Raw genomic sequence first — 23,835 nt, 5'->3', positions numbered from 1 at the left:
CGCCCGGTCGCCGAGGGGGATTGCGTACCCGCCTGGGCATCGCCCGCATCACCACCGACCTGCTCAAGTTCACAGCGGACCGCACCGGAAGCCACGACCTGAAGCGCCTGCTGCGCACGGACAACAAGGACGCCCTCGTGAAGTGGAGTTGGGGTCGCCAGGCCGCCGACGTCATCGCCGAACTCCCCGTCCGCGCCGCGGCGGCGGAGTGGACCGGAGTCCTCAGACGCCTCCAGCCCCGTCCGTAGTCCATCTCCTCCAGCCCTCTCGCCCACCCCAGCGAGGTCCGACTCACCGTTTTCGTTGTTCGCTACACCAACGACCTCGGCCGCGACCGCACGGGCATGTGCTCCATCTACCTCGCCGACCACGCGGACGACGGCCCGGTCCAGGTCTTCATCCAGCGCGCACCTCACTTCCGCCCGCCCGCCGACCCCGCCACCCCCATGATCACGGTCGGGCCAGGAACCGGCGTGGCTCCCTTCGTCGGCTTCCTCGAAGACCGCCAGGCCCGCGGCCACACCGGCCCCGACTGGATCTTCATCGGCGAACAGCGCCAGGCAACCGACTTCTACATTCGGGCTGATGCCCAGCCCTGTTGGCTGCTTCCGGCCGGTGGAGATTCCACCCCGCCCACGCGGCCCCGCGCGCGGTGTCTCAGCCCAACTCCCTGGCCCAGTCCAGCAATTCGGGCGCGGCCAGGCTGGTGCCCAGCCAGTCGTGGTCGAGGGCGGCTCCCGCAAGGGAGGGTACGACGGCGACGTACAGCCCGGCAGCGCGCGCCGAGGAGATGCCCGTGGCCGAGTCCTCGAAGGCGATGGAGCGCTTGGGGGCCGCACCGAGCGCCTCGCAGGCCGTGAGGTAGAGGTCGGGTGCGGGCTTGGGGGAACGCACCTCGTCGGCGGCGAACGAGTGGGTGAAGCAGTCGGCGAGGCCGGCCGATCCCAGTGCCGTGTCGAGCAGTTCCCGGGGACTGTTGCTGGCAACGGCTACGGGCACGGCTGCCCGGCATGCGCGTACCAGCTCCGCTGCCCCTGGGAGGGCGACAGCACCCCGGGCCAGCTCCTTGCGGACTCTTTCGAGGAGTTCGGCGGCGAGTTCGGCACCGACTCCGGGCCGCCCGAAGTGGTCGGCCATGGCCGCTCCGGCATCCTCCACGGTACGACCGATGACCAGCGCCTTCTGTTCGGGGCCGAAGCGGTGGCCGTGCGACGCGAAGATGGCCGCTTCCGCGATGCTCCAGCAGACCTCGGTGTTGACCAGCAGGCCGTCGCAGTCGAAGACCACGGACTCCGCGCTGGTGGGGAGCGAACTCATGCATGGGTCCTTTCACTTCGGATGAGCAGGTCGCCCGCTCGCTGGTTGTCGGGAGCGGTCGGCGGGGGCTCACACCAGGCTCATGACTCGATCGTTCGCGCTCCGGAGATCACGGACACGTCGGCCTGCGCTCGCGCCGGCCGACGTCTCACTCCCCGAAGGCGAGCCGGAGACCGAAGACAGCGATGGCCGTACCGGTGACACGGTCGAGGAAGCGGCGCGCCGAAGGCCGTTGCAGGCGGTCACGGAGCACGTGCGCGAAGGCGATCAGCGCGCAGGCCCAGATGACGGCGAGAAGGATGTGGACACCGGTCAGGAGCACGCCTGCAGCGAGGTGCGAGGCGCCGGCGGGAATGAACTGCGGCAGCACCGCGACGTAGAAGGCGCCCATCTTCGGGTTGAGGAGGTTGGTCGTGATCCCCTGGCGCCAGCCGCCCAGCACAGTGTTGTCGGCTCGAGCCCCGCTCCCGACCTCGGCCCCGGTCCCGTCCGTCTTCGGGCACTCGGCCACCGAGCGACGCCAGGAGGTCCACAGCAGCCCGCCACCCATCCACAGCAGGTATGCCGCCCCGGCCCAGCGGAGCGTCTCGTACGCGAGGTGAGACGCGGTCAGCAGTGCGGTGACACCGAGCGAGGTGAGCACGCCCCAGACCAGCGTGCCGCTCTGGATGCCGAGGACCACGCCCCAGGCGCGACGGCGGTGCCCGAGTCCGGCAGTGCGCAGGACTAGCGCGGTGTCCAGCCCGGGAGTAAGGGTGAGAAGTCCCACCATCAGCGAGAAAGTCCACAATGCGTCTACGGCGATCACGAACGATCACCCTAGGCAGGGAGTCACAGAAACTCTAATTCCCTGCCCGAAATCGGGCAGGGAAGGCAACAACTATCCGTCTGCCATCGCACATCACCCCTCAGGATGACGAGCGCGGCGGGTCCGCCCGAGGGCCACCCGGTACCGCTGCTACACGGTCTCCCCCGGACGAGGTCGGCGTGACACCGGTAGATCTCAGCGTTGATCGCGCACGGCTACCGCGTGGTGGTACCCGACCAGCGTGGCTACTCCCCGGCGCTGCATGCCCTTGGACTGGGAGCTCCCTCCGCACCCGCACCCGCACCCGCTCGGGCTCGGGCTCGGGCTCGGACTCGGACTCGGACTCGGGCTCGTCAGAGCTTCCCGCCGATCTCGCATGCCCGGCACGGCGGCCGACCGCAGGTGCACTGCGTGATGGCCTCGAGGACGTCACGATCGTGGTAGAGGCACTCGTCCTTGCAGGTGTGGCGCGGGATGAATCCCGCCGGGATCTCACCAGGCCACGGCTCGTGACCGTCCCGGCAGCGGGCGAACCGCTCGGGGTCGGTGGAGTGCAGGTCGTGCATGCTCGACCGCGCCTCGTCCTCCAGTTCCCGCACTCGCTGCACCAGGCTCTTCAGCTCGGCGGCGATGCTGGAGTACCGGTCGGCGCCGGTCCTTACGTGTGCGGCCCGCAATGCCATCGCTGCGTTGCCCAAAAACCGGCCGGCATCCTGAAGATCGGTCACGTGATGCAACTGAATGCCGTTCACGCCCCGGACCCACACGGCGTCCATGCTGCTCACTGATCCACCTTCCCGACGTTCGCCTTGAATATCTTGCGAAACAGTATGCGCGGCGCTCGTGCCTCCGCATAGAAAAAATCTGTCTGTTTAGCAAACTAAGGGTCTCGACCGCGCCCCGCCAGCAGATTCGGGGTGAATCGGATCACAGGTGGTATGGACTCGCAACAGGCACGACATAGCCGAAGGTCCATTGTCCACTCATGTGGAGGATCTTCGGCTGCATCGTCCAATGGATCTTCTGCTGATTTCTTGTCCGCCGTCTCTTATTGAGCCGGAATTATCAGGTTGCCTGTCGGTAGGGCGCCGTCCAGAGGTGTCGCCTCGCTCGGCGGCAACTGTGCCGTTCCGGCTCAATACGCGTCATCCAGCGACCGTGTAGGAGCGCGCTCCCGTCCCGGCGAGCCCACCGCCGTCGACGATCAGGTACTCCGGGCGGATGGGGCGCCCGTCGAACCAGCATTCCAGGATCTCGCGGGTACCGGCGGCGTAGCGGGCCTGCGCCGAGAGGGTCGAACCGGACACGTGCGGCGTCATCGCCTCGTACGGCATGGTGCGCCAGGGATGGTCGGGCGGTGGCGGCTGCGGATACCAGACGTCACCGGCGTAACCGGCCAGTTGGCCGCTGTTGAGGGCCCGCACCACGGCATCCCGGTTGACGATGAGCGCACGTGCGGTGTTGACGATGTACGAGCCGCGCTTCATGGCCCCGATCAGGTCGTCGTCGAAGAGGTTCTGCGTCTGCGGATGCAGCGGGGTGTGGATCGACAGCACGTCGACCGAGGAGGCCAGCGAACGAGCGTCGGGATGCCAGGTCAGCCCCAGTTCCCCTTCGACCTCCTTGGGCAGCCGGTGCGCGTCGAAGTAGTGCAGTGTGACGTCGAACGGCTTGAGGCGGCGCAGTACCGCCTGGCCGATACGGCCGGAGCCGAGGACGCCGACGTCCATGCCTTCGAGGTCGTAGGCGCGCGAGACGCTGTCGGCGATGTTCCAGCCCTTCTTGGCGGTCACCCAGTCGTGGGCCGGCATGTAGTTGTGCACCAGAGTGAGGATCTGCATGACGGCGTGCTCGGACACGCTGATGCTGTTGCTGTAGGTCACCTCCGCCACCGTCATGCCGTGGGCGATGGCGCTCGGCAGGTCTACGTGGTCCGACCCGATCCCCGCCGTGATCGCGAGTTTGAGCCGGGGAGCCGCGGCGATCCGCTCGGGGGTCAGATAGGCGGGCCAGAAGGGCTGCGAGATCACCACGTCCGCGTCGGGCAGCTCACGGTCCAGAGTGGAGTCCGGCGCTTCCTTGTCGCTGGTGACGACATAGGTGTTGCCCCGGTCCTCCAGGAACCGGCGTAGTCCGAGCTCTCCCGAGACGCAGCCGAGGAGCTGCCCCGGGGTGAAATCTATGGTTTGTGGGGTCGGCGTCGTCTGACCGCCCGGATATCCGGTGATGGCCGGAATCTCGTCGCGGGCGTAGTCGGGAGGATAACCGCCCACGGGGTCGGGATAGAGCACCGCAAGGATCTTTGCCATGGCCGTCCTCCATCGGTGGGGCCGCCGCTCCGGCGAACCGGTCGGGTACCGATGATCTTGAATTTTAGTTGAGCGTGCGTCGGCGCTGCAATCCCCACGGATATTATGGGGGTGGGCCAGTGGATAACGATGCGGATATTCGGTGAGACCTGCGGCAGGAGTTCGGGCGACAGTGCGCACCGATCCGTGTTCTGTGCGAAGGCTTCTGATGCGGGCGGACGAATCCGGGCCCGAGAGGGAATCCCGAGAGCCTACATACATCTCCGATGCCGAGCCGGAGCCGCGAGGCGAGCCCGGGCCGGGAGGCGACCCCTCGCCGTCGCGCGAGCCGTTCCGCTCGCGTCTGCGCAAGGGTGTCCTGGCGGCGGTCGCGCTCGGCGGCGTTCTGGGCGGGTCGGCCCGTTACGTACTGGGACTGACGTTTCCCACACCTCGGGGGACGTTTCCGTTGACGACGTTCGCCGTCAACGTGTCCGGCGCGTTCCTGCCGGCGCTGCCCGTGTATGTGCTCGAGATCTGGCCGCCGACCCGGTACGTGCGACCGTTCGCCGCGTCGGGTTTCTCGGCGCCTTCACCACATTCTCGACATGGATGGTCGACACCGATCACCTTCTGGGTCACGGCCACTACGCAGTCGCGGCGTTCAACGTCTTAGGCAGTCTGTTCGCCGGCCTGGTCGCCACCGTTCTGGGCCTGGCCATCGGCAGGATGGCCCTGGCCCGGCGAGTACGGCTCACCGCGCGGCACGGCCGCGCCCGCCGGTACGGCTGGTGGGTCCGGTGATCATCCTGCTCGCCGTCGGTGCCGCGGCCGCGGTCGGGGCGGTGCCGGCGTCGGATTCTGCGGCGCCTATACAACGTTCTCCACATTCAGTTACGAGTTGGTCCACCTGGGCGAGAAGGGACAGGTCAGAAACTCCCTGCAGTACGGCGCTTCGAGCCTCGCGGTGGGTCTGTTGGCGGCAACGGCGGGACTCGCCATCGGGTCGTTCCGAGAAAGGGCAGGCACAGTCGTCGGGGACTTGACATGTGGATTTACGAGACGTCTCCTTGAACTTAGGAAACATGCTGTGGCGTACGTCTATCTGGGCACGCCGCACGCACGCGGGTTGGCCAGCGTCCACGGACATCCGGAGGCTGCTGATGGCAACCTATGAATATCTATGCAGCCGCTGTGGGCCCTTCGATGTGAAGTTGGAAATCGGAACGGCACCCAAAGCTTATGGTTGCCCTGTTTGCGCAGGCGCTGCGAGACGTGTGTATTCCTCGCCCAGTCTCTCGCTGACCCCGAACGCGGTCGCCGCCCTCCATGTCCGGGAGGAGCAGGCGCGTGAGGCCCCGGCAGTAGTCTCCCAAGTGCCGCCACACAGAAGGGTGCCACAACACCCGCACCCCGCACTCTCGCGGCTGCCGCGTCTCTGAGGGCGGTGGTCGACAAGGCAGAACGTCTCATGCGGGTTTCGACATCGGAACACGACGTCGTTCCCGTAGCGGTGCGCTGAATTCGGAATCACGGAAGGCGCGCCGGGAGCCGAGTCGTATCCTCGGCAACTCATCGGCGGCCCGGGCGCCACGCGATTCCGCCCCCCACGCGGACTTAGGAGGTGTGTCCCCGTGGGCAACGTGGGACTGCTCTTTGTCGGTGCGGTGCTGTTCTTGAACGGGCTGTTGCTGCTGGGGAGGGTCGACGCCAAGTCCGCAGCAGTATTCAACCTCTTCGTGGGCGGACTGCAGGTGCTGACGCCGACCTACCTCATCTTCACGGCCGGCGATGACCACCTGAAGATTCTGGCGGCATCCGGAATCTATCTGTTCGGATTCACCTACCTCTATGTAGGTGTCGTCCTGCTCGCCGGAATCGACAACATCTGTGTCGGCTATTACTCCCTCTTCGTGGCGATCGTGGCCCTTGGGTATTCGTTCGTCAATTTCCACCTCTTCAAGGATTACCCGTTCGGAGTCATCTGGCTCTACTGGGCCTTCCTGTGGTTCCTGTTCTTCCTGCTGCTCGGTCTCAAGAAGAAGGCGTTGTCCGACTATGTGGGCTGGGTGACGGCGATCGAGGGCTGGGTCACGGGTGTCATTCCCGCGGCGCTGCTGCTTTCCGGTTACTGGAAGCACACCACGGAGATCGCCATCGCCCTCGGAGCCTTCGGTGTCGTCGTGTTCGCGGCGCTGTGGCCGCTCACCAAGAAATCGCGGCAGCCGGCCCCGACGGAATCGGCCGGAAGTACAGGCTCAACGTCCTGACCGGATCAAAAATGAGAGGCTGTCATGCCCGAAGTCGTATTCAGTGTGGACCAGAGCAAGTCGATGCGTGACCAGGACGTTCCCGGACACAACAGGTGGCATCCTGACGTCCCCACGGTCGCCATGATGCGGCCGGGGTCGGAGTTCCGAATCGAGTGCCGTGACTGGACCGACTGCCAGGTCGGCAACAACGACACCGCCAACGACGTACGCGACATCGACCTGACCATCCCTCACATGCTCAGCGGCCCGATAGGCGTGGAAGGTGCCGAACCGGGCGACCTGCTCGTCGTCGACATACTCGACCTCGGCCCCGTGCCGCAGCAGACCGGGGACTCGGCAGGACAGGGCTGGGGCTACACCGGCATCTTCGCCAAGGCCAACGGCGGAGGCTTCCTGACCGACTACTTCCCGGACGCCTACAAGGCGGTATGGGACTTCCACGGACAGCAGGCCGTCTCCCGCCACCTTCCCGGGATCCGCTTCACCGGAATCACCCATCCCGGGCTGTTCGGAACCGCCCCGTCCACCGAGATGCTCGCCCGCTGGAACGCCCGCGAGCAGGCGCTGATCGACACCGACCCGAACCGGGTCCCGCCGCTCGCCGTACCGCCGGACGCCAGCAACGCACTCGCCGGCACGGCCACCGGAGACCTCGCCAAGCGCATCGCCGCGGAAGGCGCGCGCACGGTGCCGGCCCGCGAGAACGGAGGCAACCACGACATCAAGAACTTCACCCGGGGATCGAGGGTCTTCTACCCCGTACACGTCAAGGACGCGAAGCTCTCCGGAGGCGACCTGCACTTCAGCCAGGGCGACGGAGAGATCACCTTCTGCGGCGCCATCGAGATGGGCGGCTTCATCGACTTCCACGTCGACCTGATCAAGGGCGGCATGGAGACGTACGGCATCTCCACCAACCCCGTGTTCATTCCCGGCAACGTCGAGCCGAGGTACACGGAGTTCCTCACCTTCATCGGGATCTCCGTCGACCACGACACGGACACGAACTACTACCTGGACGCGACGCTGGCCTACCGCCGGGCCTGCCTCAACGCCGTCGAGTACTTCAAGAAGTTCGGCTACAGCGGAGAGCAGGCCTACCTGCTGCTCGGCTCCTCCCCCATTGAGGGACGCATCAGCGGCATCGTCGACATCCCCAACGCCTGCTGCTCGCTGTACGTACCCACCGCCATGTTCGACTTCGACGTCCGGCCGACCGCCGCCGGCCCGATGAAGGCCGACCGCGGCCAGTGCGCGCTGGCCACAGCCTGAACCGGACAAGGGGGCCCGCCCTCACGCAAGAGCGACGGGCCTACCCCCAGCCAGTGGATCAAGGCGCGGGATACGCGAAAACAACTCTGCCGATCGACACATCAGGGGCGTCACCGAAACCTTCGGTGACGCCCCAGTGTCGTCGGCCCCTCAGAGCACGCGGCTGGGTGTACTAGCCCTCGGTGGCCGGTCGGGGAGTCCGCGCCGCCCGCCGGGAGCGCGCGGGCTGTTCCTGGGCGACGGCCCCAGCCCCTGGTAGTGGACACGCGTGCCCTCCCGCCGGGACTCGACCAGGCTGAGCACCGCGACCGCTCGGTCGGCGCCAGCTGCGTCCCACGACGTAACTTGCGTCCCCATGCAAATCTGGTAACCGGCAGTACGCGCACCAGGCCGCGCCCGTCGCGAGGAGACGCCATGACGGCCGGCAGTACACCACCGGCACCTCCACCGCCGCGGTCGAACCCGGACTCCGTGGTCGACCGCGCCCTCTACGAACACGGCAAGCGCCGACCGGGCCTCCTCCCCCTCCACGGGGCGATGACCGCCTGCCACGCCACTCGGGACAGCTTCGGCTGGATCGGCCTGCACGAACCCACCGAGGACCAGCTCCAGACCGTCGCGCGCCTTCGGTCTGCACCCCCTGGCCGTCGAGGACGCCCTCGACGCCCACCAGCGCCCCAAGCTGGAACGCTACGACGACACCCTCTTCCTCGTCATGCGGACCGCCGTCGACGATCGGCGCCCTGTTGTCCGCGATCGGCATCGCGGGCATGGACCGCCTCGTCCAGCGCAACGTCCTCGCCATGTCCGGCCGCGCGGTCGAGGCCGCCGGCGACGTGGGCACCTTGCTCCTCGACAAGACCGGCACCATCACCCTCGGCAACCGCGAGGCCGCCGCGTTCGTGCCGCTGCCCGGCATCACGGAAGGCCGACTCGCCGACGCCGCCCAGCTGTCGTCCCTGGCCGACGAGACACCGGAGGGCCGCTCCGTCGTCGCACTGGCGAAGGAGCGGTACGGGCTACGGGCGCCTGCCCAGGGCGAGCTGAGCGCGGGGACAACGGCGCGGTGTGCGCGATCCGCAAGGGTGCCGCCCAGGAGGTCATCGAGTGGGTCCAGATGTACGGCGGCCACGTCCCGCCCGAGGCACGGTCGTTGGCGGTTTCCGTGGCCGGATCGGGCGGTACTCCGCTCCTGGTGGCCGTGCACGACTGGGACGGGCCGCGGGTACTGGGCCTGATTCATTTGAAAGACGTCGTCAAGGACGGCATCCTCGAGCGCTTCGCCGAGCTGCGCCGCATGGGCATCCGCACGGTGATGATCACCGGCGACAACCCTCTCACCGCCCGTGCCATCGCCGAAGAGGCGGGTGTGGACGACTACTTGGCCGAGGCGACCCCCGAGGACAAGCTCGCGCTGATCAGACGGGAGCAGGAGGGCGGCAAGCTCGTCGCCATGACCGGGGACGGCACGAACGACGCGCCGGCGCTGGCACAGGCCGACGTCGGCGTGGCCATGAACACCGGCACCGCGGCCGCCAAGGAGGCCGGGAACATGGTCGACCTGGACTCCAACCCGACGAAGCTCATCGAGATCGTCGAGATCGGGAAACAACTGCTGATCACGCGGGGCGCGCTGACGACGTTCTCCATCACGAACGACGTGGCGAAGTACTTCGCGATCATCCCGGCGATGTTCGCGGGCGCCTACCCGGGCCTGAAGTCGCTCAACATCATGGGCCTGCACAGCCCCACCTCCGCGATCACCTCGGCGATCATCTTCAACGCGCTCATCATCGTCGCGCTGATTCCGCTCGCGCTGCGGGGCGTGCGCTACACGCCGTCGTCGGCGCACGACCTGCTGCGGCGCAACCTCATGCTGTACGGCCTCGGCGGGCTCGTCCTGCCCTTCGTCGGCATCAAGCTGATCGACCTGGTGATCTCCGGGGTGCCCGGGCTGGGATGAGGAGGCTCCGGCCGGGCCGAACGGCGCCCGTCAGGGAAACGTCCGTGCACGTCAGGGGCGCGTATGGGAAGGAGAGTTGCGCTTGTCCGGGGCGTGCGGGACGGCTTCCATGGAACCTGTGAACAGCGCATGGCTTCTCTTCGACCGGCCGCCGAGTCCCGGCGCGACCCGTCGTGCGCCTCGCTGCCCGGAAACGCCCGCGTCCGCTCTCCGCTGACGCCGACGCGTCGTCCGTGGCCCTCGGGGCGCCGTGATTCGTTCCGGCGCCCCGTCCTTCGTATCCGCACATGTCCGGCGTTCCCGCGCTGGGGCCGCCGACGTGCCCGCAACCCCGGATGGACCATGTCTGACCACGACCTCTCCCCTCTTCCCGGCCGCACCGTCCTCGTCACGGGGGCCACCACCGGCATCGGCCTGGAGACCGCCCGGCAGCTCGCCGAACGCGGTGCCACCGTGCTGCTGCACGGCCGCACCGCCGAGGAGGCGCGCGCCGCCGCCGACCGTCTGATCGCCACGGCAGGCATCGACGCCGCCCGACTCCGCCCCCTCGCGGCCGACTTCACACACCTCGACGAGGTCGAGTCCCTCGCGAACCAGGTCGTCGCCCAGTACCCGCACCTCGACGTGCTCGTCAACAACGCGGGCATCGCGGCGCCCGAGCGGCACACCGTCACCACGGACGGCAACGAGATCGCCTTCCAGGTCAACTTCCTCGCCCACTACCTCCTGACCTGCCTGCTGGAACCCGCACTCACCAGCGACCCCGGCGGCCGAGTCGTCAACGTCTCGTCGTCCCTGCACCGCACCGCGAACATCCAGTGGAACGACCCCCACCGCGCCCGCCGCTACTCCCGGCTCGCCGCCTACGCCCAGTCGCAGCGGCGAGGGCCGGGGCGTGCTCGGGAGTCAGCCGTCGCACCGTCACGCCCCAGGGGAGACGGGGTGTCGAGGAGGGCGGCATGCGCTGTACGTGCACCATGCGCTCCCACGGGGTGACCCGGTCGAAGGTCGTGGTGAGGACGGGGAGAAAGCGGTCGGGCGCGTCGATCCAGCAGTCGGCCAGCGGCGTGAGGTCGCCGGCGGTGAGGGCGTCCGGATCACCACGCAGCAGCGCGTGGTCGGCGCAGCGTACGGCGACGGTGCGGGCGTGTACCGCCCGGTCGGCCCACCATTGCCCGGTCCCGGTGGCCAGGGCGTGCTCGGCGAGGGCGGCGGGTCCGGGCGCCGCGGCGGGGAACCACCGGGAGAGGGCGGGGATTTGGTGGGGGAGGAGCTGGATCACGGGGTTGCCTTTCACTGGATACGGGGCGACCCCGGTGTGTGCTGGGGTCGCCCCTGAGGCTCAGCGCTGACCGGCCTTGCGGCCGTGGCTCGCCTTGTTCTTGCGGCGGGCCTTCTTCTTGCGGGTGCGCTTCGACATGGGCATCAACTCCGTGGTGTGGACGGGACGTTCAGGCGGTGCGGCCGACGAGCGGGTCGGCGAGCTTGTTGAGGCGTTTGATCGTGCGGTCCTCGGTGGCGGCAAAGCCGGGCCACGTGCGTGGCGCCTTCGGCGGGCGTGACGCCTTCGTGGGCGTACAGCGGCATCAGCGCCGTGTCGCAGACGCCGGGGTGGACGGAGACCGCGGTGACGCGCGGATCGGCGGCGAAGACGGTGAGCGCGAGCGGGGCCGGTACGACGCGCTCGGCGCGGTCGTACTAGGCGCCGTTGACGATCTCGACGGCCGGGTCGCAAACACGCCCCGGCCCTCGCCGAACTCGGCACCGACGCGGCCTGGATCCACGGCACATGGGGCGGACCGTACGCTCTCGCGGCCTCCGGCCTCGGCTGGGCCGCCCTCCACAAGGACCGCGTCCTCGCCGTCGCCTGTGCCTACCTAGGTCAGGAGCACGCCGGGCGGGCGACGTCGAGCGCCGGCGGGGGGCTCATAGTTGGATGGGCAGGTGGCGGGGTCCGCGGAGCATGGCGTTCTGCCGGTAGGGGGGCGGGTCCTGGACCAGGCTGGCCGTGCCGAGGTGGGGAAGCAGCGCGCCGAGCGCGGTCTCGGCTTCGATGCGGGCGAGTGGTGCGCCGTAGCAGAGATGGATCCCGCTGCCGAAGCCGAAGTGCTCGTTGTCCGGGCGGGTGGGGTCGAAGCGGTCGGGCTCGTGGAACCGCTTGGGGTCGCGGCTGCCCGAGGCCAGCGCCAGTATGACGGACGTGCCCTCGGGGATCGTGGTGCCGGCGACGTCGATGTCGGCGAGAGGGATCCTCTCGCGCATGTGGACCGGGGGTTCGTAGCGCAGCATCTCCTCCACCGCGCGCGGCAGCAGGCCGGGGTCGCCGCGCAGCCGGTCCAGCTCGTCGGGCCGGCGCAGCAGGGTGAGGACGCCGTTGGTGATCAGGTTGACCGTGGTCTCGTGTCCGGCGATGAACAACAGGATGGTGGTTTCCGCCAGTTCCTCGTCGGTGAGCCGCAGGGCGGGGTCCGGTTCGTTGACGAAGTCGGAGAGCATGTCGCCGGTGGGACGGCCGCGGCGCTGTTCGGCGAGGTCGACCAGGTACCCGCCCATCTCCAGCCGGGCCTGCAGGCCCGCCTTGTCCCGTTCGGTGGTGTCCTCTTCGGGCCCGATGTCGGCGGACGCGACGATCACGTCGGTCCATCCCTGGAACAGTGCCTCGTCCTCACGCGGGACGCCCATCAGCCGGCAGATGACGGTGATGGGCAGGGGGTAGGCGAAGTCGTCGACGACGTCGATCTGCTCGCGGTCCCGGAGCGCCTCGATCAGCTCCCCGGTGATGTGGGCGATCTCGCCGCGCATGGCGTCGATCCGGCCGGGGCTGTGCGGCGGCCCGAACGGCCGCATGGTCAGGGTGCGCAGTCTGTGGTGCTCGGGGTCGTCGAGCCGCAGGAACGGCGGCCGCCTCGTCTCCTCGGGCGACGACGAGTCGGTGCGGCCGCGCGGTTCGGCACTCATCCGCGGGTCGTGGAGCAGAGCGGCGATTTCGTGGTAGGTGCCGATCAGACAGCTGCCGTCGGCCTGCCGCACCACGGGACCGGCCTCGCGGAGTTCCGCGTACAGCGGATAGGGGTTGGGGCGGTTCGCGTAGTCGGAGATCCGTGCCAGCAAGGTCTCGGAGGCCATGGTGGCTCCTCGTCGTCGGGCGGGACGTGGGTCAGCGCGTGGGCTGTACCACCGTCAGTCGTCGATCGGGCAGGTAACCGGTGAGCGCCACGGTGGGGCCGTGCGACAGCACGCTCGGGTCGGGCACGTCGGACGGAATCGTGACGTCGGCCGCGATCGCGCGGTCCGCCGCGCCGGGCGGGGGCGGGAACGGAGCGGCCGTCTCGATCAGGTGCTTGTAGTAGTCGAGCGACTTGGCCATGTCGACGGTGACCGCGGCGGTGACCCGTCCCCGGTAGCCGTAGACCACCGCCAGACGGCGCGCCTCCAGAGAGCCCTGGGCGATGACCACGTGGTCGGAGTAGGTGGGCACGCCCACCGACTTGATGTTGAGCCCGAACTGGGTCGACCAGAACGTCGGGACGGCGAGGTGCGGGCGCCGCAGGGGCCCCGGACTGACCATGTTGTGGGCCGCCACCTCGGCCTGTTCGACCGCGTTGCCCCAGTGCTCCAGGGAGAGCATCTGGTACCCGAACAGCGGGTGCGGGAACCGGGAGACGTCACCGGCCACGAAGACGTCGTCGGTGACTATCCCGTACATGTTGAAGGCCCGGCACCCGGCGTCGCAGGCGATCCCACGCGGACCCGCCGCCAGCCCGGACTCCGCCAGCCACTCGACGTTGCGGACCGCCCCCAACGCCACCACGCACACATCCGCCTCGACACGACTGCCGTCGGACAGGTCCGCGCCGGTGAACCGGCCGTTCCCGTCCCCGCGCAGGGCGGTGACCGTCACCCCGGTGCGCAGGTCCACGCCGTGATTGCGGTGCATGGCCGCCGCGAGTTGAGCCAGGGTGCCGCCGAGCGCGCCCACCAGGGGTGCGGGGCCGCGTTCTGCGACCGTGACCTCGATACCCCGCTCCCGGCAGGCGGAGGCGATCTCCGAACCGGTGAAACCGGCACCGATCACCAGCACCCGCTCCGGCCCGGCGGCCAGCCGCTCGGCCAGCCTCCCGGCCTCGTCACTGGTGCGCAGGGTGAACACGCCGTCCAGGGATCCCTCGTCCCGGTTGGGCCAGGGGCGCGCCCGGGTCCCGGTGGCGATCAGCAGCCGGTCGTACGGCAGCGACTCGCCGTCGGCCAGCATCACCCGTTTCTCCAAAGGGTCCACGCCGGTGGCGGCTACTCCCAGTCGCCAGTCGGCGTCCGGGTCCCGGCGCATCGGCAGTGCCGTGGTGTCCGCCGGCGCCTTGCCGAGCAGCACCTGCTTGGACAGCGGTGGCCGGTCGTAAGGCGCACTGGGCTCGTCCCCCACCATGGTCAGTGAGCCGGTGAAGCCCTCGTCGCGCAGCGTCTCCGCGGCCCTCAACCCGGCCAGCGACGCGCCGACGATCACGATGCGGCCGTCGCTCAGATCACCGGGCACCGGCGCTCACCCCTTCGCCGAGGAGGATGGCCTGGACCGGGCACGCCGCCGCGGCCTGGCGCACGCGCTCGACCTGGTCGTCCGGGACGGCCGTGGCGTACAGCAACCCCTCCTCGCCGTGCAGCTCGAACACCTCCGGTGCGAGGAACACGCACTGCGCATAGCCCTGGCAGCGCGTGAGATCCACAACGGTCTGCATCCTCACCACCTCCTCCGTGGCCTCGCCCCCTCATCCAGCATGGGGGGAGATCCGGAAGCCCGCACGGCCACCGCTCACCGCCGTCGCGCCGCTGCGGCTTCCGCCCTACCCGAGCAGTTCGAGCGAGATGTGCGGGGACAGGGCGCGCAGGAAGTCGGGCGCGTCGAAGATCTCACCGGCGGAGGCGACACCGACCGTGCGGGTCCGGCCGGTGAGGATGCGGTGGACCGCCTCCACCGCGAGCGGCGCGCTGACGGCGTAGATGTCCCGGCCGCGTGCCACAGCGCGCCGTTCGGTGCCACCGGAGCGTATGACGACGTCGACGACGAAGGTCTGGTCGGACCGCCCGTCCTCGTCGGCCGCGGTCGGCGCCGGTGTGTCCGCGGCGGAGAGGTCCCTGGCCGCTTCGGTCGTCATGTGGGTGCGTACCTCGGGGATGGAGAGGTGGCTGGGGATGGTGACCACGTCGGCCATCGTGAACTCCGCGATGACCTCCCTGGTGCCCATGGGGTCGGGGAAGGGCCACTTCAGGAGCGTCGGCTTGTCGTCGTGGTACTCCAACCGCCCCTCCGTGTGGCGGACGCGCCGGCCGCCTCGCCGCTCCTGGGAGACCGTGCCCGCGGTGCGTGTCCCGGAGGTGGGGTGCCAACTGCTCAGTCCGTACGCGATGTTCGCTTCGTCGGCCGCCGTCCAGTCCCCCATCGCGGCGGTGGCCAGCAGGTCGCCGAGGCCGCCGTAGAAGGCCATCGCGGGGACGATCACCGCTCCCGCCGCGCGGGCGCGGTCCGCGAAGTCCGTGAACGTGTCGAGGTTGGCCTCGATCTCGGCCGCCACATCGACGTACGGGATCCCGGCGCGCAGTGCCGCCTCGATCACGGGAGCCGCGGTCACCGCGAAGGGCCCGGCGCAGTTGATCACGGCGTCCGCGCCGTCCAGGGCGCGGTCGAGCGAGGCAGGGTCGTCGACCGACGCCGGCCGGACCTCGAGTCCGGGGGCGGATGCCGCCAGCGCCCGCAGCTTGCCGGCGTCGCGGCCGGAGAGCACCGGCACGAACCCGCGCTCCCGCAGATGTGCCACCACAAAGCGTCCGGTGTGTCCGTACGCGCCGAACACCGTCACGGTCTGTCCCGATCCCATGGGTTCTCCCCCGTGCTCGAATGATCCGCCGAGAACATCCTGGCGAGGACGGGCACCTCATCGTGAGTGTCCGGAACGACGTCCCCCGTACAATTCCGGACATGGTTACCGTCGCGCTGGCCGTCACCGAGGGGATGCTGCACTTCGAACTGTCCATGGCGTACGAGGTGTTCGGCGCCGCTCCGGTCGACGTGGCCGTCCCCTGGTACGACGTCGAGGTCTGCGGGTCGCACGCCGTACGGCTCGGCCGGTTCCGGCTGGAGCCCGACCAGGGGCTGGACCGGCTCCGGCATGCCGACACCGTGATCGTCCCCGGCTGGGCGGACGCCGACGAGGACCCGCCCGCCGATCTCGTCGGCGCGGTGCGTGCGGCCCACGAGGCGGGGGCGCGCGTGGCCTCCCTGTGCACGGGCGCGTTCGTGCTGGCCGCCGCCGGCCTGCTGGACGGGAGGCGCGCGACCACCCATTGGGCGCACACCGAGGCCCTGGCCGCCCGCTACCCGCGGGTGGAGGTCGATCCGGACGTGCTCTACGTGGACAACGGCAGCGTGCTCACCTCCGCCGGCAAGGCCGCCGCGATGGACCTGTGCCTGCACCTCGTCCGTCTCGACCACGGCTCGTCCGTCGCCAACGCCGTCGCCCGCCGCCTGGTCGTGCCGCCGCACCGAGCGGGCGGCCAGGCCCAGTTCGTCGCCGCCCCGGTGCCCACCCGGGACGACCACCCGCTCGCCGCGCTGCTCCCCTGGGTGGTCGAACGCCTCGACCGTCCACTCACCGTGGAGGACCTCGCACGCCGGGCCCGGATGAGTTCGCGCCATCTGGGCCGCCACTTCAGGGCGGTGACCGGCACCACTCCGCTGCAATGGCTGCTGACACAACGGATCCGCCGCGCACAGGAGTTGCTGGAGACCACCGACGATGTCATCGACGCCATCGCGACAGCCACCGGCATGGGTACCGCCACAACGCTGCGGCGACACTTCAACCGGACGGTCGGCGTGCCTCCGGACACCTACCGCCGAACTTTCCGCTCACGACCCCGCACCGACTCCAACGACGACCGGCAACGCCAACACTGACGGTGTCCCAGCCGGCCTACTCGGCCCGGGATCCCGCGGAGCGGCTGCGCAGGACCGCGAACACGGCCGCGGCCAGCCCCAGTACACCCACGACCAACCCGCCGATGCCGAGCCCGCGAGCCGTCGAATCGCTGCTCGACGCGGTCGGCTTGGAACTGCCGGAGGTCTTCGAGGTCGCCGCCGAGGCGGACGGGGCGCCGCTGTCCCCGTCCTGCGCGCTCTTGGCCGTGAGCTTGAGGACCGGCGCCGGGTTCTCCGGCTCCTGGCCGCCGGAAGCCTCCTCGATCCAGCGAACGGTCTTGCCGTCGGAGTACGTCTGCAGTGTCTTGAAGGTCAACTGGTCGGTGTCGTCGGGCAGCTGGCCGAAGGCGACGTCGAAGTCCTCGTACTGTCCGACCCCGATCTTGCCGCCGGTCCAGGTGATCTCGGAGACGGCGTCGGTGATGGTGCCGTCGTCGGTCTTGACGGGCGTCTTGAGCTTCGTGTCCGTCACTTTGGCGGTCCAGCCGTCCTGCGGGGTGACGAGCACACCGAGGACGGGGTGGTCGGTGGGCAGGAAGACCTGGACCTTGGTGGTGCCGGCCGTGTTCTCCTCGTTGGGGACACGGAAGGTGAGGACACCGTCGGTGGCGCCCTTGGCGTAGCTCTCGGGGTGGACGGTGACGTGCGCGGAGGCGACGCCCGCGGCGGTCAGGACTCCGGTGGCGGCGAGAGCGGTGACGAGGCCGGCGCGGCGCAGGGTGGTGCGTGTCGTGGACATGAGCGAGTGGATCTCCGTACTGAGGGAGGGATGTCGAGGGTCGGACGGCGTACGACATCCCCGTCGGCGGCCCGCGCCGGTGTACGGCGTACCGCAGCCTCAACCGCCGCGGTGACCATGCCCCCTGGGCAGCCCGGCGCGCCGGTTCCGGCGTACTCGACACGCCTCGGAACCCACCTGCCACCTGCCACCAGGCAGCCAGCCCCGGCACGAACACGACCGCCCGCCGCAGCAGCGACCACAGCGCGGCCTCGCCACGCCGCAGCCACCAGGTCAGCACCAGGGCCGCCACGACATGGGCGGCGGTGGCGTGCGGTGTCAGCGCATGGGAGTGGGGATGCGTATGGGACATGCGCAGCCCGTGCATGGCCATCACGGCGTGCGGCCGACCGGCGTCGAACGCCAGGTGCAGCCCTCCCTGGGCCGCGAGCGTCCCAGCGCCGATACCGACCAGCGAACGCTCCCGCCCGCCCAGCAGACAGCCGACCACGAAGACCGGCAGAGCGCCGACGACCTGCACCCACACGGGGGGCGCCGCGCCCATGGCCAGCACATGTCCCCCGGCGGCGAGCAGCACACACAGCACGGCGAACACGGCCGCGCGCAGACTCCGCACCGCCAGGGACACGTTCACGTCACCCGATGCCGCCAGGCAGCCGGAGGATCTCTCCCCTTCACCGCGCATCCGCACCACCGCCACGTCCTACCTGGTCGGACCTGCTCCCCTTTACGAGTCGGACGCGGACACCGTTCAGTTCCCGGGCGATCTGAACGCGGTCCGGCGGCGACCGGCCGAGGCGTTGTGGCCCGTGGGTCTGACACAGCAGCTGCGCCACGTGTCCGTGGGCGGCGCGCGCCCACTGGTCCGGATCCAGCCGTCGCCCCGGGTCGCTCAAATCCCCTGGGAACTGCTCGCCGTCGACGAAGAGACGGACATCCGGCTACCGGCTGTTTCCGGCGCGGACCGGGGCGTCCGTGTGATGACGAGCCTCTGCTTCACGCAGGAGTGACGAGGGTCCGGGCGACGAGTTGGGCCAGCAGGCGGGTACGGGGGATCATCCGGGCGACCTGCACATGCTCGGTGTCCGCGTGGGCACCGCTGCCGACGGCGCCCAGACCGTCCAGCGTCGGGCAGCCCGCGGCCGCCGTGAAGTTGCCGTCCGAGGCGCCGCCGACGGCGACCCCCCGCAGTGGTTCCTGGCCCAGCTCCGACGCGATGCGGGAGGCCAGGGCGAACAGCTCGGCGGAGGACTCCGGTTCCATCGGCGGCCGCTTCTTGCCGCCCCGTACCGTCAGCCGGGCGCCGGGCGTCCGGGCGGTGAGCGCCCGCATGAGCTCGTCCGTCCGGTCCTGTGCCGCAAGCGTCGGCGCACGCACGTCCACCGATATCCGCGCCAGCGCGGGCACGGTGTTGAGCGTGCTGCCTGCCGACATCAGGGTGGGCGTGATGGTCGTTGCCCCCAGAACCGGACCGGTGGTACCGGCGGCACCGGCCGAGGCCCCGAGACCGGCGACGGCCAGCACTTGGTGAGCGGCCTCGACCGCGGCGTTGATCCCCCTGTGCGGTTCCAACCCCGCGTGGGCGGCCTTGCCATGCACCACGACCTCATACCGTGAGGTGCCCTTTCGGGCGGTCTTGAGCGCGCCCTCCTCGTTCGCGGACGCCTCCAGCACGAAGGTGGCCGCGCAACCGCGCGCTGCCTCCTCGATCAGCTCCCGGGAGGTCGGGGAGCCGATCTCCTCGTCCCCGTTGACCAGCACGCACACGCCCTCCAGGGACGGCAGGGAGGCCAGCGCGTGGAACATCTGCACCAGCCCCGCCTTCATGTCCAGGACCCCGGGGCCCCTGGCGATCCCGTCGGCCACCGACCAGGGGTGGGTCTCCAACGAGCCCACGGGCCACACCGTGTCGTGGTGTCCCAGCAGCAGCACGCGCGGTGTGCCGAAGGTCCACCGCAGGTGGGTCACACCGTCGACCACGATCGTCTCCGCAGCCGCGCCCAGCAGTCTCGCTCCGAGGGCGCCGACCACCTCGGCACTGCGGGCCAGTGCCGCGTGGTCGGCGGAGAAGGACTCGCGGACCACCAGTTCCTCGAGATCGGCCAGCATCGCAGGCAACGCGGTCACGCTTCCTCCTCGGTTCGGCGACGCCATCAGACGTTACGAAGGGGCTGGACATTCCACCAGCGACTGGATTGCATGGAAGCCATGCGCTGAAGGAATGTGTTCACGGGATGCGCCGGAGGCGATGTGTTCGAGATCGACGCGCTGCGTCTGCTGGTGACCGTGGCCGACACCGGGTCGTTCACCGGCGCGGCAGTCCGGCTCAACTACACGCAGTCCGCGGTGTCCCGGCGGATCGCCTCCCTGGAACAGCAGGCAGGTGGGCCGCTGTTCGACCGACTCCCCCGTGGAGTACGGCTGAATCCCGCGGGTCGGGCGCTGCGACGTCACGCCGTGGACGTACTGAACCGTCTGTCGCGGGCGGAGCAGGAGCTGACCGTGATCCACGCGGGCCACGGCGGGACGCTCCGTGTGGGAGCTTTCGCGACCGCGAACATCTCGTTGGTGCCCGCCGCCCTGCGGGAGTTCGGGCGGGCCAGGCCGGACGTCTCGGTCGTCGCGGTCGAAGGCCGGAGCGCCGCGCTGATGGAGCGCCTCGCGGAAGGGGAGCTCGACCTCGCCGTGGTCAGCGACTATCCGTCCGGTCTGCCGTCGGCCGACGGCATCACGACCGCCGCGCTGCTGGAGGACGAGTTGTTCGTCGCCCTCCACCGCGAGCATCCCCTGGCCGGGGCCGGCTCGATCGACCTGCGCGATCTGCGCGACGAGGCATGGCTCCAGGACGCGTACGGCGACCGTCCCACGATGCTCGCCGACGCCTGCGCCCGGGCCGGCTTCAGCCCGAGGAAGATCATCAGAATCGCGGAGTGGACCGGCAAGTTCGGCTACGCGGCCGCAGGGCTGGGGGTGGCGCTCGTCCCCTCACTGGCCGCCTGGGCGGTCCCGGCCGCACTCGCCCTGTGCCGCCTCGACGACCCCGCTCTGCGCCGGACGATCCACCTGGCACTGCCCGCCGCCCCGCTGCCGGCGGCACTGAAACTACGGGACCTGCTGCGCGAGCATGCTGAGGACCGTCTCGGAACGCTCCAGTAGTCCACACCGGTCCGGGCGGGCTGTGACGCGCGGTAACACACTCCGTGACGTAAGGTCAATCCCTGGGGTGGAATTCCTGGGGTGGAATCCCTGGGGGATTCTTTGAGGAGGGGGCGAATTGGGGCTGGAGCAGGTGCGGTTCTCGGTTCTGGGGCCGGTCCGAGTCTGGCGGGCGGGAACGGAACTGGACCTGGGGCGTCCTCAGGAGAGGGCGCTGCTGGCGCTGCTGCTGGTGCGGGCCGATCAACCCGTCGGCATGGACGAGATCGTGGGCGCGCTGTGGGGGCACCGCCCGCCGCACAGCGCCGTCAACGTGGTCCACCGTCTCGTCGGTGCGCTGCGCCGGCTGCTGGAGCCCGGACTGCCCGCACGGGCGACGGGCCGCTGGCTGGTACGGGACGCGGGCGGCTACCGACTGCTCACCGACAGCGGCTCCCTGGACCTCCTGTGCTTCCGTGAACTGCGGGACCAGGCCCGGCGGGCCTCCGCGGAGGAGGTGCCCGCACGCAGCGCGAAGCTGTTCGCCGAGGCGCTGTCCCTGTGGCAGGGGCCGGTCGCCACCGGGATCGGCGCAGAGGTACGGGCGCACCCGGCGTTCGGCCTGCTCAGCCGCGAGTACGTCACCGCCGTACGGGAGGCGGCCGACGCGGCGCTGCTCGCCGGTCTCCCCGGCACGGTCCTGCCCGAATTGCGGAGGGCCGCCGCCGAGCATCCCTTGGACGAACCCCTGCTGTCACGGCTGATTCTCGCGCTGGCCGCCGACACTCGTCGTGCCGAGGCGCTGAGCACCTACCGGGAGGCCTGTGCCCGGCTCGCCGGTGAGCTGGGCATCGACGCGGGTCCTCAGCTGCGCGAAGCCCACCGGACGGTGCTGCTGAACGACCCCGGCACGGCGGCGACGGACGTGTCCCGGACGGACGTGGCCGAGACGGGCGCGGTCGCCTCCTCGGCCGGTGAAACGGGCCCGGGTTCCATCGATCCACGGACACCCCCGGTGCCGGCCCCCGCCCAACTCCCCCACGACCTGCCGACGTTCACCGGTCGGGAACCCGAACTGGACGAGGCACTCGGGCCGCTCACCGGTGAGAGGGCGCCCGCGCAGACGGTGGTGATCAGCGCCATCGGCGGCATGGCCGGAATCGGGAAGACCACGCTGGCCGTGCACTGGGCCCATCAGGTCGCCGACCAATTCCCCGACGGGCAGCTCTACGTCAATCTGCGGGGGTTCGACCCGTCGGGCGCCGTCATGAACCCGGCCGAGGCCGTGCGCGGGTTCCTGGACACGCTGGGCGTGCCGCCCGAGCGCGTCCCGCACGGCGTGGACGCCCAAGCCGCGCTCTACCGCAGCCTGTTGGCCGGGCGCCGCTTCCTCGTCCTGCTGGACAACGCCCGCGACACCGCCCAGGTGAGACCCCTGCTCCCCGGCACCCCCGGGTGTCTCACCATCGTCACCAGCCGCAACCAGCTGTCCGGGCTGGTGGCCGCGCACGGAGCCCGCTCACTGACCCTGCGTCCCTTCGACGCCGACCAGGCCCGCGCCTTCCTCGCCCAGCGGCTGGACGCCGCGCGCGTCGACGCCGAGCCCTGGGCCGTGGCCGAGATCACCGCTCTGTGCGCCGGGCTGCCGCTCGCCCTGGCCTGCGTCGCCGCCCGCGCGGCCACCCACCCCGACTTCACGCTGTCGGCGATCGCCGCCGAACTGCGCGCGGCGCACGGCAGTCTGGAGGCCTTCGCCGGCCCCGACACCTCGGCGGACGTCGGCGCGGTCTTCTCCTGGTCCCTGGCCGCCGTCTCCACACCGGCCGCCCGGCTCTTCCGGCTGCTCGCCCTGCATCCCGGCCCCGACCTCTCCGTACCGGCCGCGGCCGCCCTCGCCGGACGTCCGGTGCGCGAAACCCGGCGGCTGCTGAGCGAACTGACCGGCGTCCACCTCCTCGACGAACACGCTCCCGGCCGGTACGCCTTCCACGACCTGCTGCGCGCCCACGCCACCGAACTCGTTCACACCCAGGACTCCGAGGAGGACCGCGGCGCGGCCGTCCGGCGGCTGTTCGAGCACTGCCTGCACACCGCCCGCGCGGCCGGTCTGCTGCTCGCCCCGCACGACGACCCGATGCCGCTGGAGCCGCCCGCTCCCGAGAGCGTCCCCGAGCCGCTCGCCGACGACACCGCCGCGCTGGCCTGGCTCACGGCCGAATACGCGGGGCTGCTCGCCGTCGTCGACGCGGCCGCGGGCTCCGGTCACGACCGGCTCGCCTGTCTGCTCGCCTGGTCCCTCGAGCCCTTCTTCGACCGGCGCGGAGCCTGGCACGACTGGGCGGTCGTCGAGCAGACCGCGCTCGATGCCGCCGAGCGGCTCGGGGACCCGGCGATGAAGGCCCGCGGACTGCGGGCGTTGGCCCGCGCGGAGGGCAGGTTGGGCCTGCACGACCGCTCGCGCCCGCGTCTCGAACGCGCTCTGGAGCTCTTCACCGGGCTGGGAGACGCGGTCGGACGGGCCGACACCCACCGAAGTCTGGGCTGGGAGAGCGAGCGGCGGGGCGATCTGCCCGGTGCCCTGCGCCACAACCAGCTGGCCCTGGAGCTGTTCCGGAGCGCCGGCCTGCGAGCCGCACAGGCCAGCGTCCTCAACTCCGTGGGCTGGTACCACGCCCTGCTCGGCGAGCACCGGCAGGCGCTGAGCCACTGTTTCGAGGCCCTGACCATGCTTCAGGACCTGGGGGACCGCTACGGCCAGGCCGGCACCTGGGACAGCATCGCCTACGCCTACCAGCACCTGGGCCGCCATCCGCACGCCCTGCTCGGCTACCGCAACGCGCTCTCCCTCTACCGGGAGCTCGGGGTGCCGTATCCGGAGGCCGAGACCCTCACCCGCCTCGGCGACACCCACCTCGCGATGGGCAACCACGCGAGCGCCGGCGACTCCTGGCGAGCGGCCCTCGTCCTGCTCACCGAACTCGGCCACCCCGACGCCGAACAGGTCCGCGCCCGACTGCGTGAACGCGCCGAGCGACTCGGATCCGCGTGAACGCGCGCGAACGCCCGGACCGCG

At 70.2% G+C, this 23,835-nt stretch carries 17 protein-coding genes and 6 pseudogenes; 12 read left to right on the top strand and 11 right to left on the bottom strand.

The features are described 5' to 3' along the window. Positions 1 to 20 precede the first annotated feature (20 nt). A pseudogene (locus KVT44_RS32840) lies at positions 21 to 575 on the top strand (reductase); the annotation flags it as partial. Between the two features lie 82 nt (positions 576 to 657). Here KVT44_RS32840 and KVT44_RS32835 read toward each other — a convergent pair. From KVT44_RS32835 to KVT44_RS32820, 4 genes are all read right to left on the bottom strand, one after another. Further along, a complete protein-coding gene (locus tag KVT44_RS32835; protein WP_217570859.1) occupies positions 658 to 1,317 on the bottom strand; it encodes an HAD family phosphatase in 660 nt (219 codons plus the stop codon). Positions 1,318 to 1,465: 148 nt separating this feature from the next. Beyond that, on the bottom strand, positions 1,466 to 2,089 hold the full coding sequence (locus KVT44_RS32830) for a LysE family translocator (protein ID WP_217571036.1): 624 nt from the start codon (positions 2,087 to 2,089) through the stop codon (positions 1,466 to 1,468). A 389-nt stretch (positions 2,090 to 2,478) separates the two neighbouring features. After that, positions 2,479 to 2,901: a hypothetical protein gene (locus KVT44_RS32825; RefSeq protein WP_099925312.1), complete on the bottom strand. Its 423-nt coding sequence runs from the start codon at positions 2,899 to 2,901 to the stop codon at positions 2,479 to 2,481. Between the two features lie 369 nt (positions 2,902 to 3,270). After that, positions 3,271 to 4,434, bottom strand: coding sequence for an NAD-dependent formate dehydrogenase (locus KVT44_RS32820; protein WP_099920019.1), 1,164 nt, complete (start codon positions 4,432 to 4,434; stop codon positions 3,271 to 3,273). A gap of 208 nt (positions 4,435 to 4,642) precedes the next feature. Between KVT44_RS32820 and KVT44_RS61120 the strand changes: the two are divergent. The 7 genes and pseudogenes from KVT44_RS61120 to KVT44_RS32785 all read left to right on the top strand — a co-directional run. Continuing rightward, a pseudogene (locus KVT44_RS61120) lies at positions 4,643 to 5,217 on the top strand (CrcB family protein). Between the two features lie 55 nt (positions 5,218 to 5,272). After that, positions 5,273 to 5,590 (top strand): annotated as a pseudogene (locus KVT44_RS32810) (CrcB family protein); the annotation flags it as partial. Further along, a complete protein-coding gene (locus KVT44_RS61115; RefSeq protein ID WP_364561127.1) occupies positions 5,499 to 5,855 on the top strand; it encodes an FmdB family zinc ribbon protein in 357 nt (118 codons plus the stop codon). The pseudogene KVT44_RS32810 and the gene KVT44_RS61115, both read left to right, overlap by 92 nt. A gap of 192 nt (positions 5,856 to 6,047) precedes the next feature. Next, the gene (locus KVT44_RS32800) at positions 6,048 to 6,683 is read left to right on the top strand and encodes an AmiS/UreI family transporter (RefSeq protein ID WP_217570857.1); all 636 of its coding nucleotides are present in this window, start codon (positions 6,048 to 6,050) and stop codon (positions 6,681 to 6,683) included. Between the two features lie 24 nt (positions 6,684 to 6,707). Further along, the gene (gene fmdA / locus KVT44_RS32795; protein WP_099920023.1) at positions 6,708 to 7,958 is read left to right on the top strand and encodes a formamidase; all 1,251 of its coding nucleotides are present in this window, start codon (positions 6,708 to 6,710) and stop codon (positions 7,956 to 7,958) included. 725 nt (positions 7,959 to 8,683) lie between these two features. Further along, positions 8,684 to 9,921: pseudogene (kdpB, locus tag KVT44_RS32790) on the top strand (potassium-transporting ATPase subunit KdpB); the annotation flags it as partial. Positions 9,922 to 10,263: 342 nt separating this feature from the next. Then, positions 10,264 to 10,800: pseudogene (locus KVT44_RS32785) on the top strand (SDR family NAD(P)-dependent oxidoreductase); the annotation flags it as partial. Between the two features lie 572 nt (positions 10,801 to 11,372). On the opposite strand, the pseudogene KVT44_RS58515 reads toward KVT44_RS32785, so the two are convergent. The 5 genes and pseudogenes from KVT44_RS58515 to KVT44_RS32765 all read right to left on the bottom strand — a co-directional run. Continuing rightward, positions 11,373 to 11,592 (bottom strand): annotated as a pseudogene (locus KVT44_RS58515) (short-chain dehydrogenase); the annotation flags it as partial. 255 nt (positions 11,593 to 11,847) lie between these two features. Further along, on the bottom strand, positions 11,848 to 13,047 hold the full coding sequence (locus tag KVT44_RS32780) for a cytochrome P450 (protein ID WP_217570853.1): 1,200 nt from the start codon (positions 13,045 to 13,047) through the stop codon (positions 11,848 to 11,850). Positions 13,048 to 13,078: 31 nt separating this feature from the next. After that, positions 13,079 to 14,452: an FAD-dependent oxidoreductase gene (locus tag KVT44_RS32775; RefSeq protein WP_217570851.1), complete on the bottom strand. Its 1,374-nt coding sequence runs from the start codon at positions 14,450 to 14,452 to the stop codon at positions 13,079 to 13,081. Continuing rightward, complete coding sequence (locus KVT44_RS32770; protein ID WP_168515387.1) at positions 14,442 to 14,651, bottom strand: ferredoxin; 210 nt, start codon at positions 14,649 to 14,651, stop codon at positions 14,442 to 14,444. Before KVT44_RS32770 ends, KVT44_RS32775 begins: the two co-directional genes overlap by 11 nt. 105 nt (positions 14,652 to 14,756) lie before the next feature. Further along, positions 14,757 to 15,788 carry a trans-acting enoyl reductase family protein gene (locus tag KVT44_RS32765; RefSeq protein ID WP_190171504.1) on the bottom strand — a complete coding sequence of 344 codons (1,032 nt, stop codon included), beginning with the start codon at positions 15,786 to 15,788 and terminating at the stop codon, positions 14,757 to 14,759. Positions 15,789 to 15,889: 101 nt separating this feature from the next. Between KVT44_RS32765 and KVT44_RS32760 the strand changes: the two genes are divergently transcribed. Then, entirely contained in the window at positions 15,890 to 16,867 is a 978-nt protein-coding gene (locus KVT44_RS32760; protein WP_099920028.1) for a helix-turn-helix domain-containing protein, read from the top strand. Positions 16,868 to 16,883: 16 nt separating this feature from the next. Here the strand turns inward: KVT44_RS32760 and KVT44_RS32755 are convergent, their stop codons facing one another. Next, positions 16,884 to 17,627 carry a YcnI family protein gene (locus KVT44_RS32755; RefSeq protein WP_217570849.1) on the bottom strand — a complete coding sequence of 248 codons (744 nt, stop codon included), beginning with the start codon at positions 17,625 to 17,627 and terminating at the stop codon, positions 16,884 to 16,886. Positions 17,628 to 18,169: 542 nt separating this feature from the next. Between KVT44_RS32755 and KVT44_RS32750 the strand changes: the two genes are divergently transcribed. Then, on the top strand, positions 18,170 to 18,637 hold the full coding sequence (locus KVT44_RS32750; protein WP_217571066.1) for a hypothetical protein: 468 nt from the start codon (positions 18,170 to 18,172) through the stop codon (positions 18,635 to 18,637). Here the strand turns inward: KVT44_RS32750 and KVT44_RS32745 are convergent. Next, positions 18,624 to 19,736, bottom strand: coding sequence for a M20 family metallopeptidase (locus KVT44_RS32745; protein ID WP_217571034.1), 1,113 nt, complete (start codon positions 19,734 to 19,736; stop codon positions 18,624 to 18,626). The genes KVT44_RS32750 and KVT44_RS32745 overlap by 14 nt on opposite strands. Before the next feature lie 141 nt (positions 19,737 to 19,877). Here KVT44_RS32745 and KVT44_RS32740 point away from each other — a divergent pair, with 141 nt between their 5' ends. Then, on the top strand, positions 19,878 to 20,783 hold the full coding sequence (locus tag KVT44_RS32740) for a LysR family transcriptional regulator (protein ID WP_099920029.1): 906 nt from the start codon (positions 19,878 to 19,880) through the stop codon (positions 20,781 to 20,783). A 118-nt stretch (positions 20,784 to 20,901) separates the two neighbouring features. Next, positions 20,902 to 23,811, top strand: a complete 2,910-nt coding sequence (locus KVT44_RS32735; protein ID WP_217570846.1) for a BTAD domain-containing putative transcriptional regulator — start codon at positions 20,902 to 20,904, stop codon at positions 23,809 to 23,811. Positions 23,812 to 23,835: the final 24 nt, after the last annotated feature.

It is taken from the genome of Streptomyces sp. GbtcB7 (assembly GCF_019091445.1).
Lineage (GTDB): Bacteria > Actinomycetota > Actinomycetes > Streptomycetales > Streptomycetaceae > Streptomyces > Streptomyces mirabilis.
Note: the sequence above shows the minus strand (reverse complement) of the source record. Positions and strands in the feature narration are given on the sequence as shown.

Excerpts from the sequence above, each read along its gene's own strand:
- KVT44_RS32835 (WP_217570859.1), bottom strand. The coding sequence starts at position 1,317 with ATGAGTTCGCTCCCCACCAGCGCGGAGTCCGTGGTCTTCGACTGCGAC.
- KVT44_RS32830 (WP_217571036.1), bottom strand. The coding sequence starts at position 2,089 with ATGGTGGGACTTCTCACCCTTACTCCCGGGCTGGACACCGCGCTAGTC.
- KVT44_RS32825 (WP_099925312.1), bottom strand. The coding sequence starts at position 2,901 with ATGGACGCCGTGTGGGTCCGGGGCGTGAACGGCATTCAGTTGCATCAC.
- KVT44_RS32820 (WP_099920019.1), bottom strand. The coding sequence starts at position 4,434 with ATGGCAAAGATCCTTGCGGTGCTCTATCCCGACCCCGTGGGCGGTTAT.
- KVT44_RS61115 (WP_364561127.1), top strand. The coding sequence starts at position 5,499 with ATGCTGTGGCGTACGTCTATCTGGGCACGCCGCACGCACGCGGGTTGG.
- fmdA (WP_099920023.1), top strand. The coding sequence starts at position 6,708 with ATGCCCGAAGTCGTATTCAGTGTGGACCAGAGCAAGTCGATGCGTGAC.
- KVT44_RS32780 (WP_217570853.1), bottom strand. The coding sequence starts at position 13,047 with ATGGCCTCCGAGACCTTGCTGGCACGGATCTCCGACTACGCGAACCGC.
- KVT44_RS32770 (WP_168515387.1), bottom strand. The coding sequence starts at position 14,651 with ATGCAGACCGTTGTGGATCTCACGCGCTGCCAGGGCTATGCGCAGTGC.
- KVT44_RS32765 (WP_190171504.1), bottom strand. The coding sequence starts at position 15,788 with ATGGGATCGGGACAGACCGTGACGGTGTTCGGCGCGTACGGACACACC.
- KVT44_RS32760 (WP_099920028.1), top strand. The coding sequence starts at position 15,890 with ATGGTTACCGTCGCGCTGGCCGTCACCGAGGGGATGCTGCACTTCGAA.
- KVT44_RS32755 (WP_217570849.1), bottom strand. The coding sequence starts at position 17,627 with ATGTCCACGACACGCACCACCCTGCGCCGCGCCGGCCTCGTCACCGCT.
- KVT44_RS32750 (WP_217571066.1), top strand. The coding sequence starts at position 18,170 with ATGGCCAGCACATGTCCCCCGGCGGCGAGCAGCACACACAGCACGGCG.
- KVT44_RS32745 (WP_217571034.1), bottom strand. The coding sequence starts at position 19,736 with ATGCTGGCCGATCTCGAGGAACTGGTGGTCCGCGAGTCCTTCTCCGCC.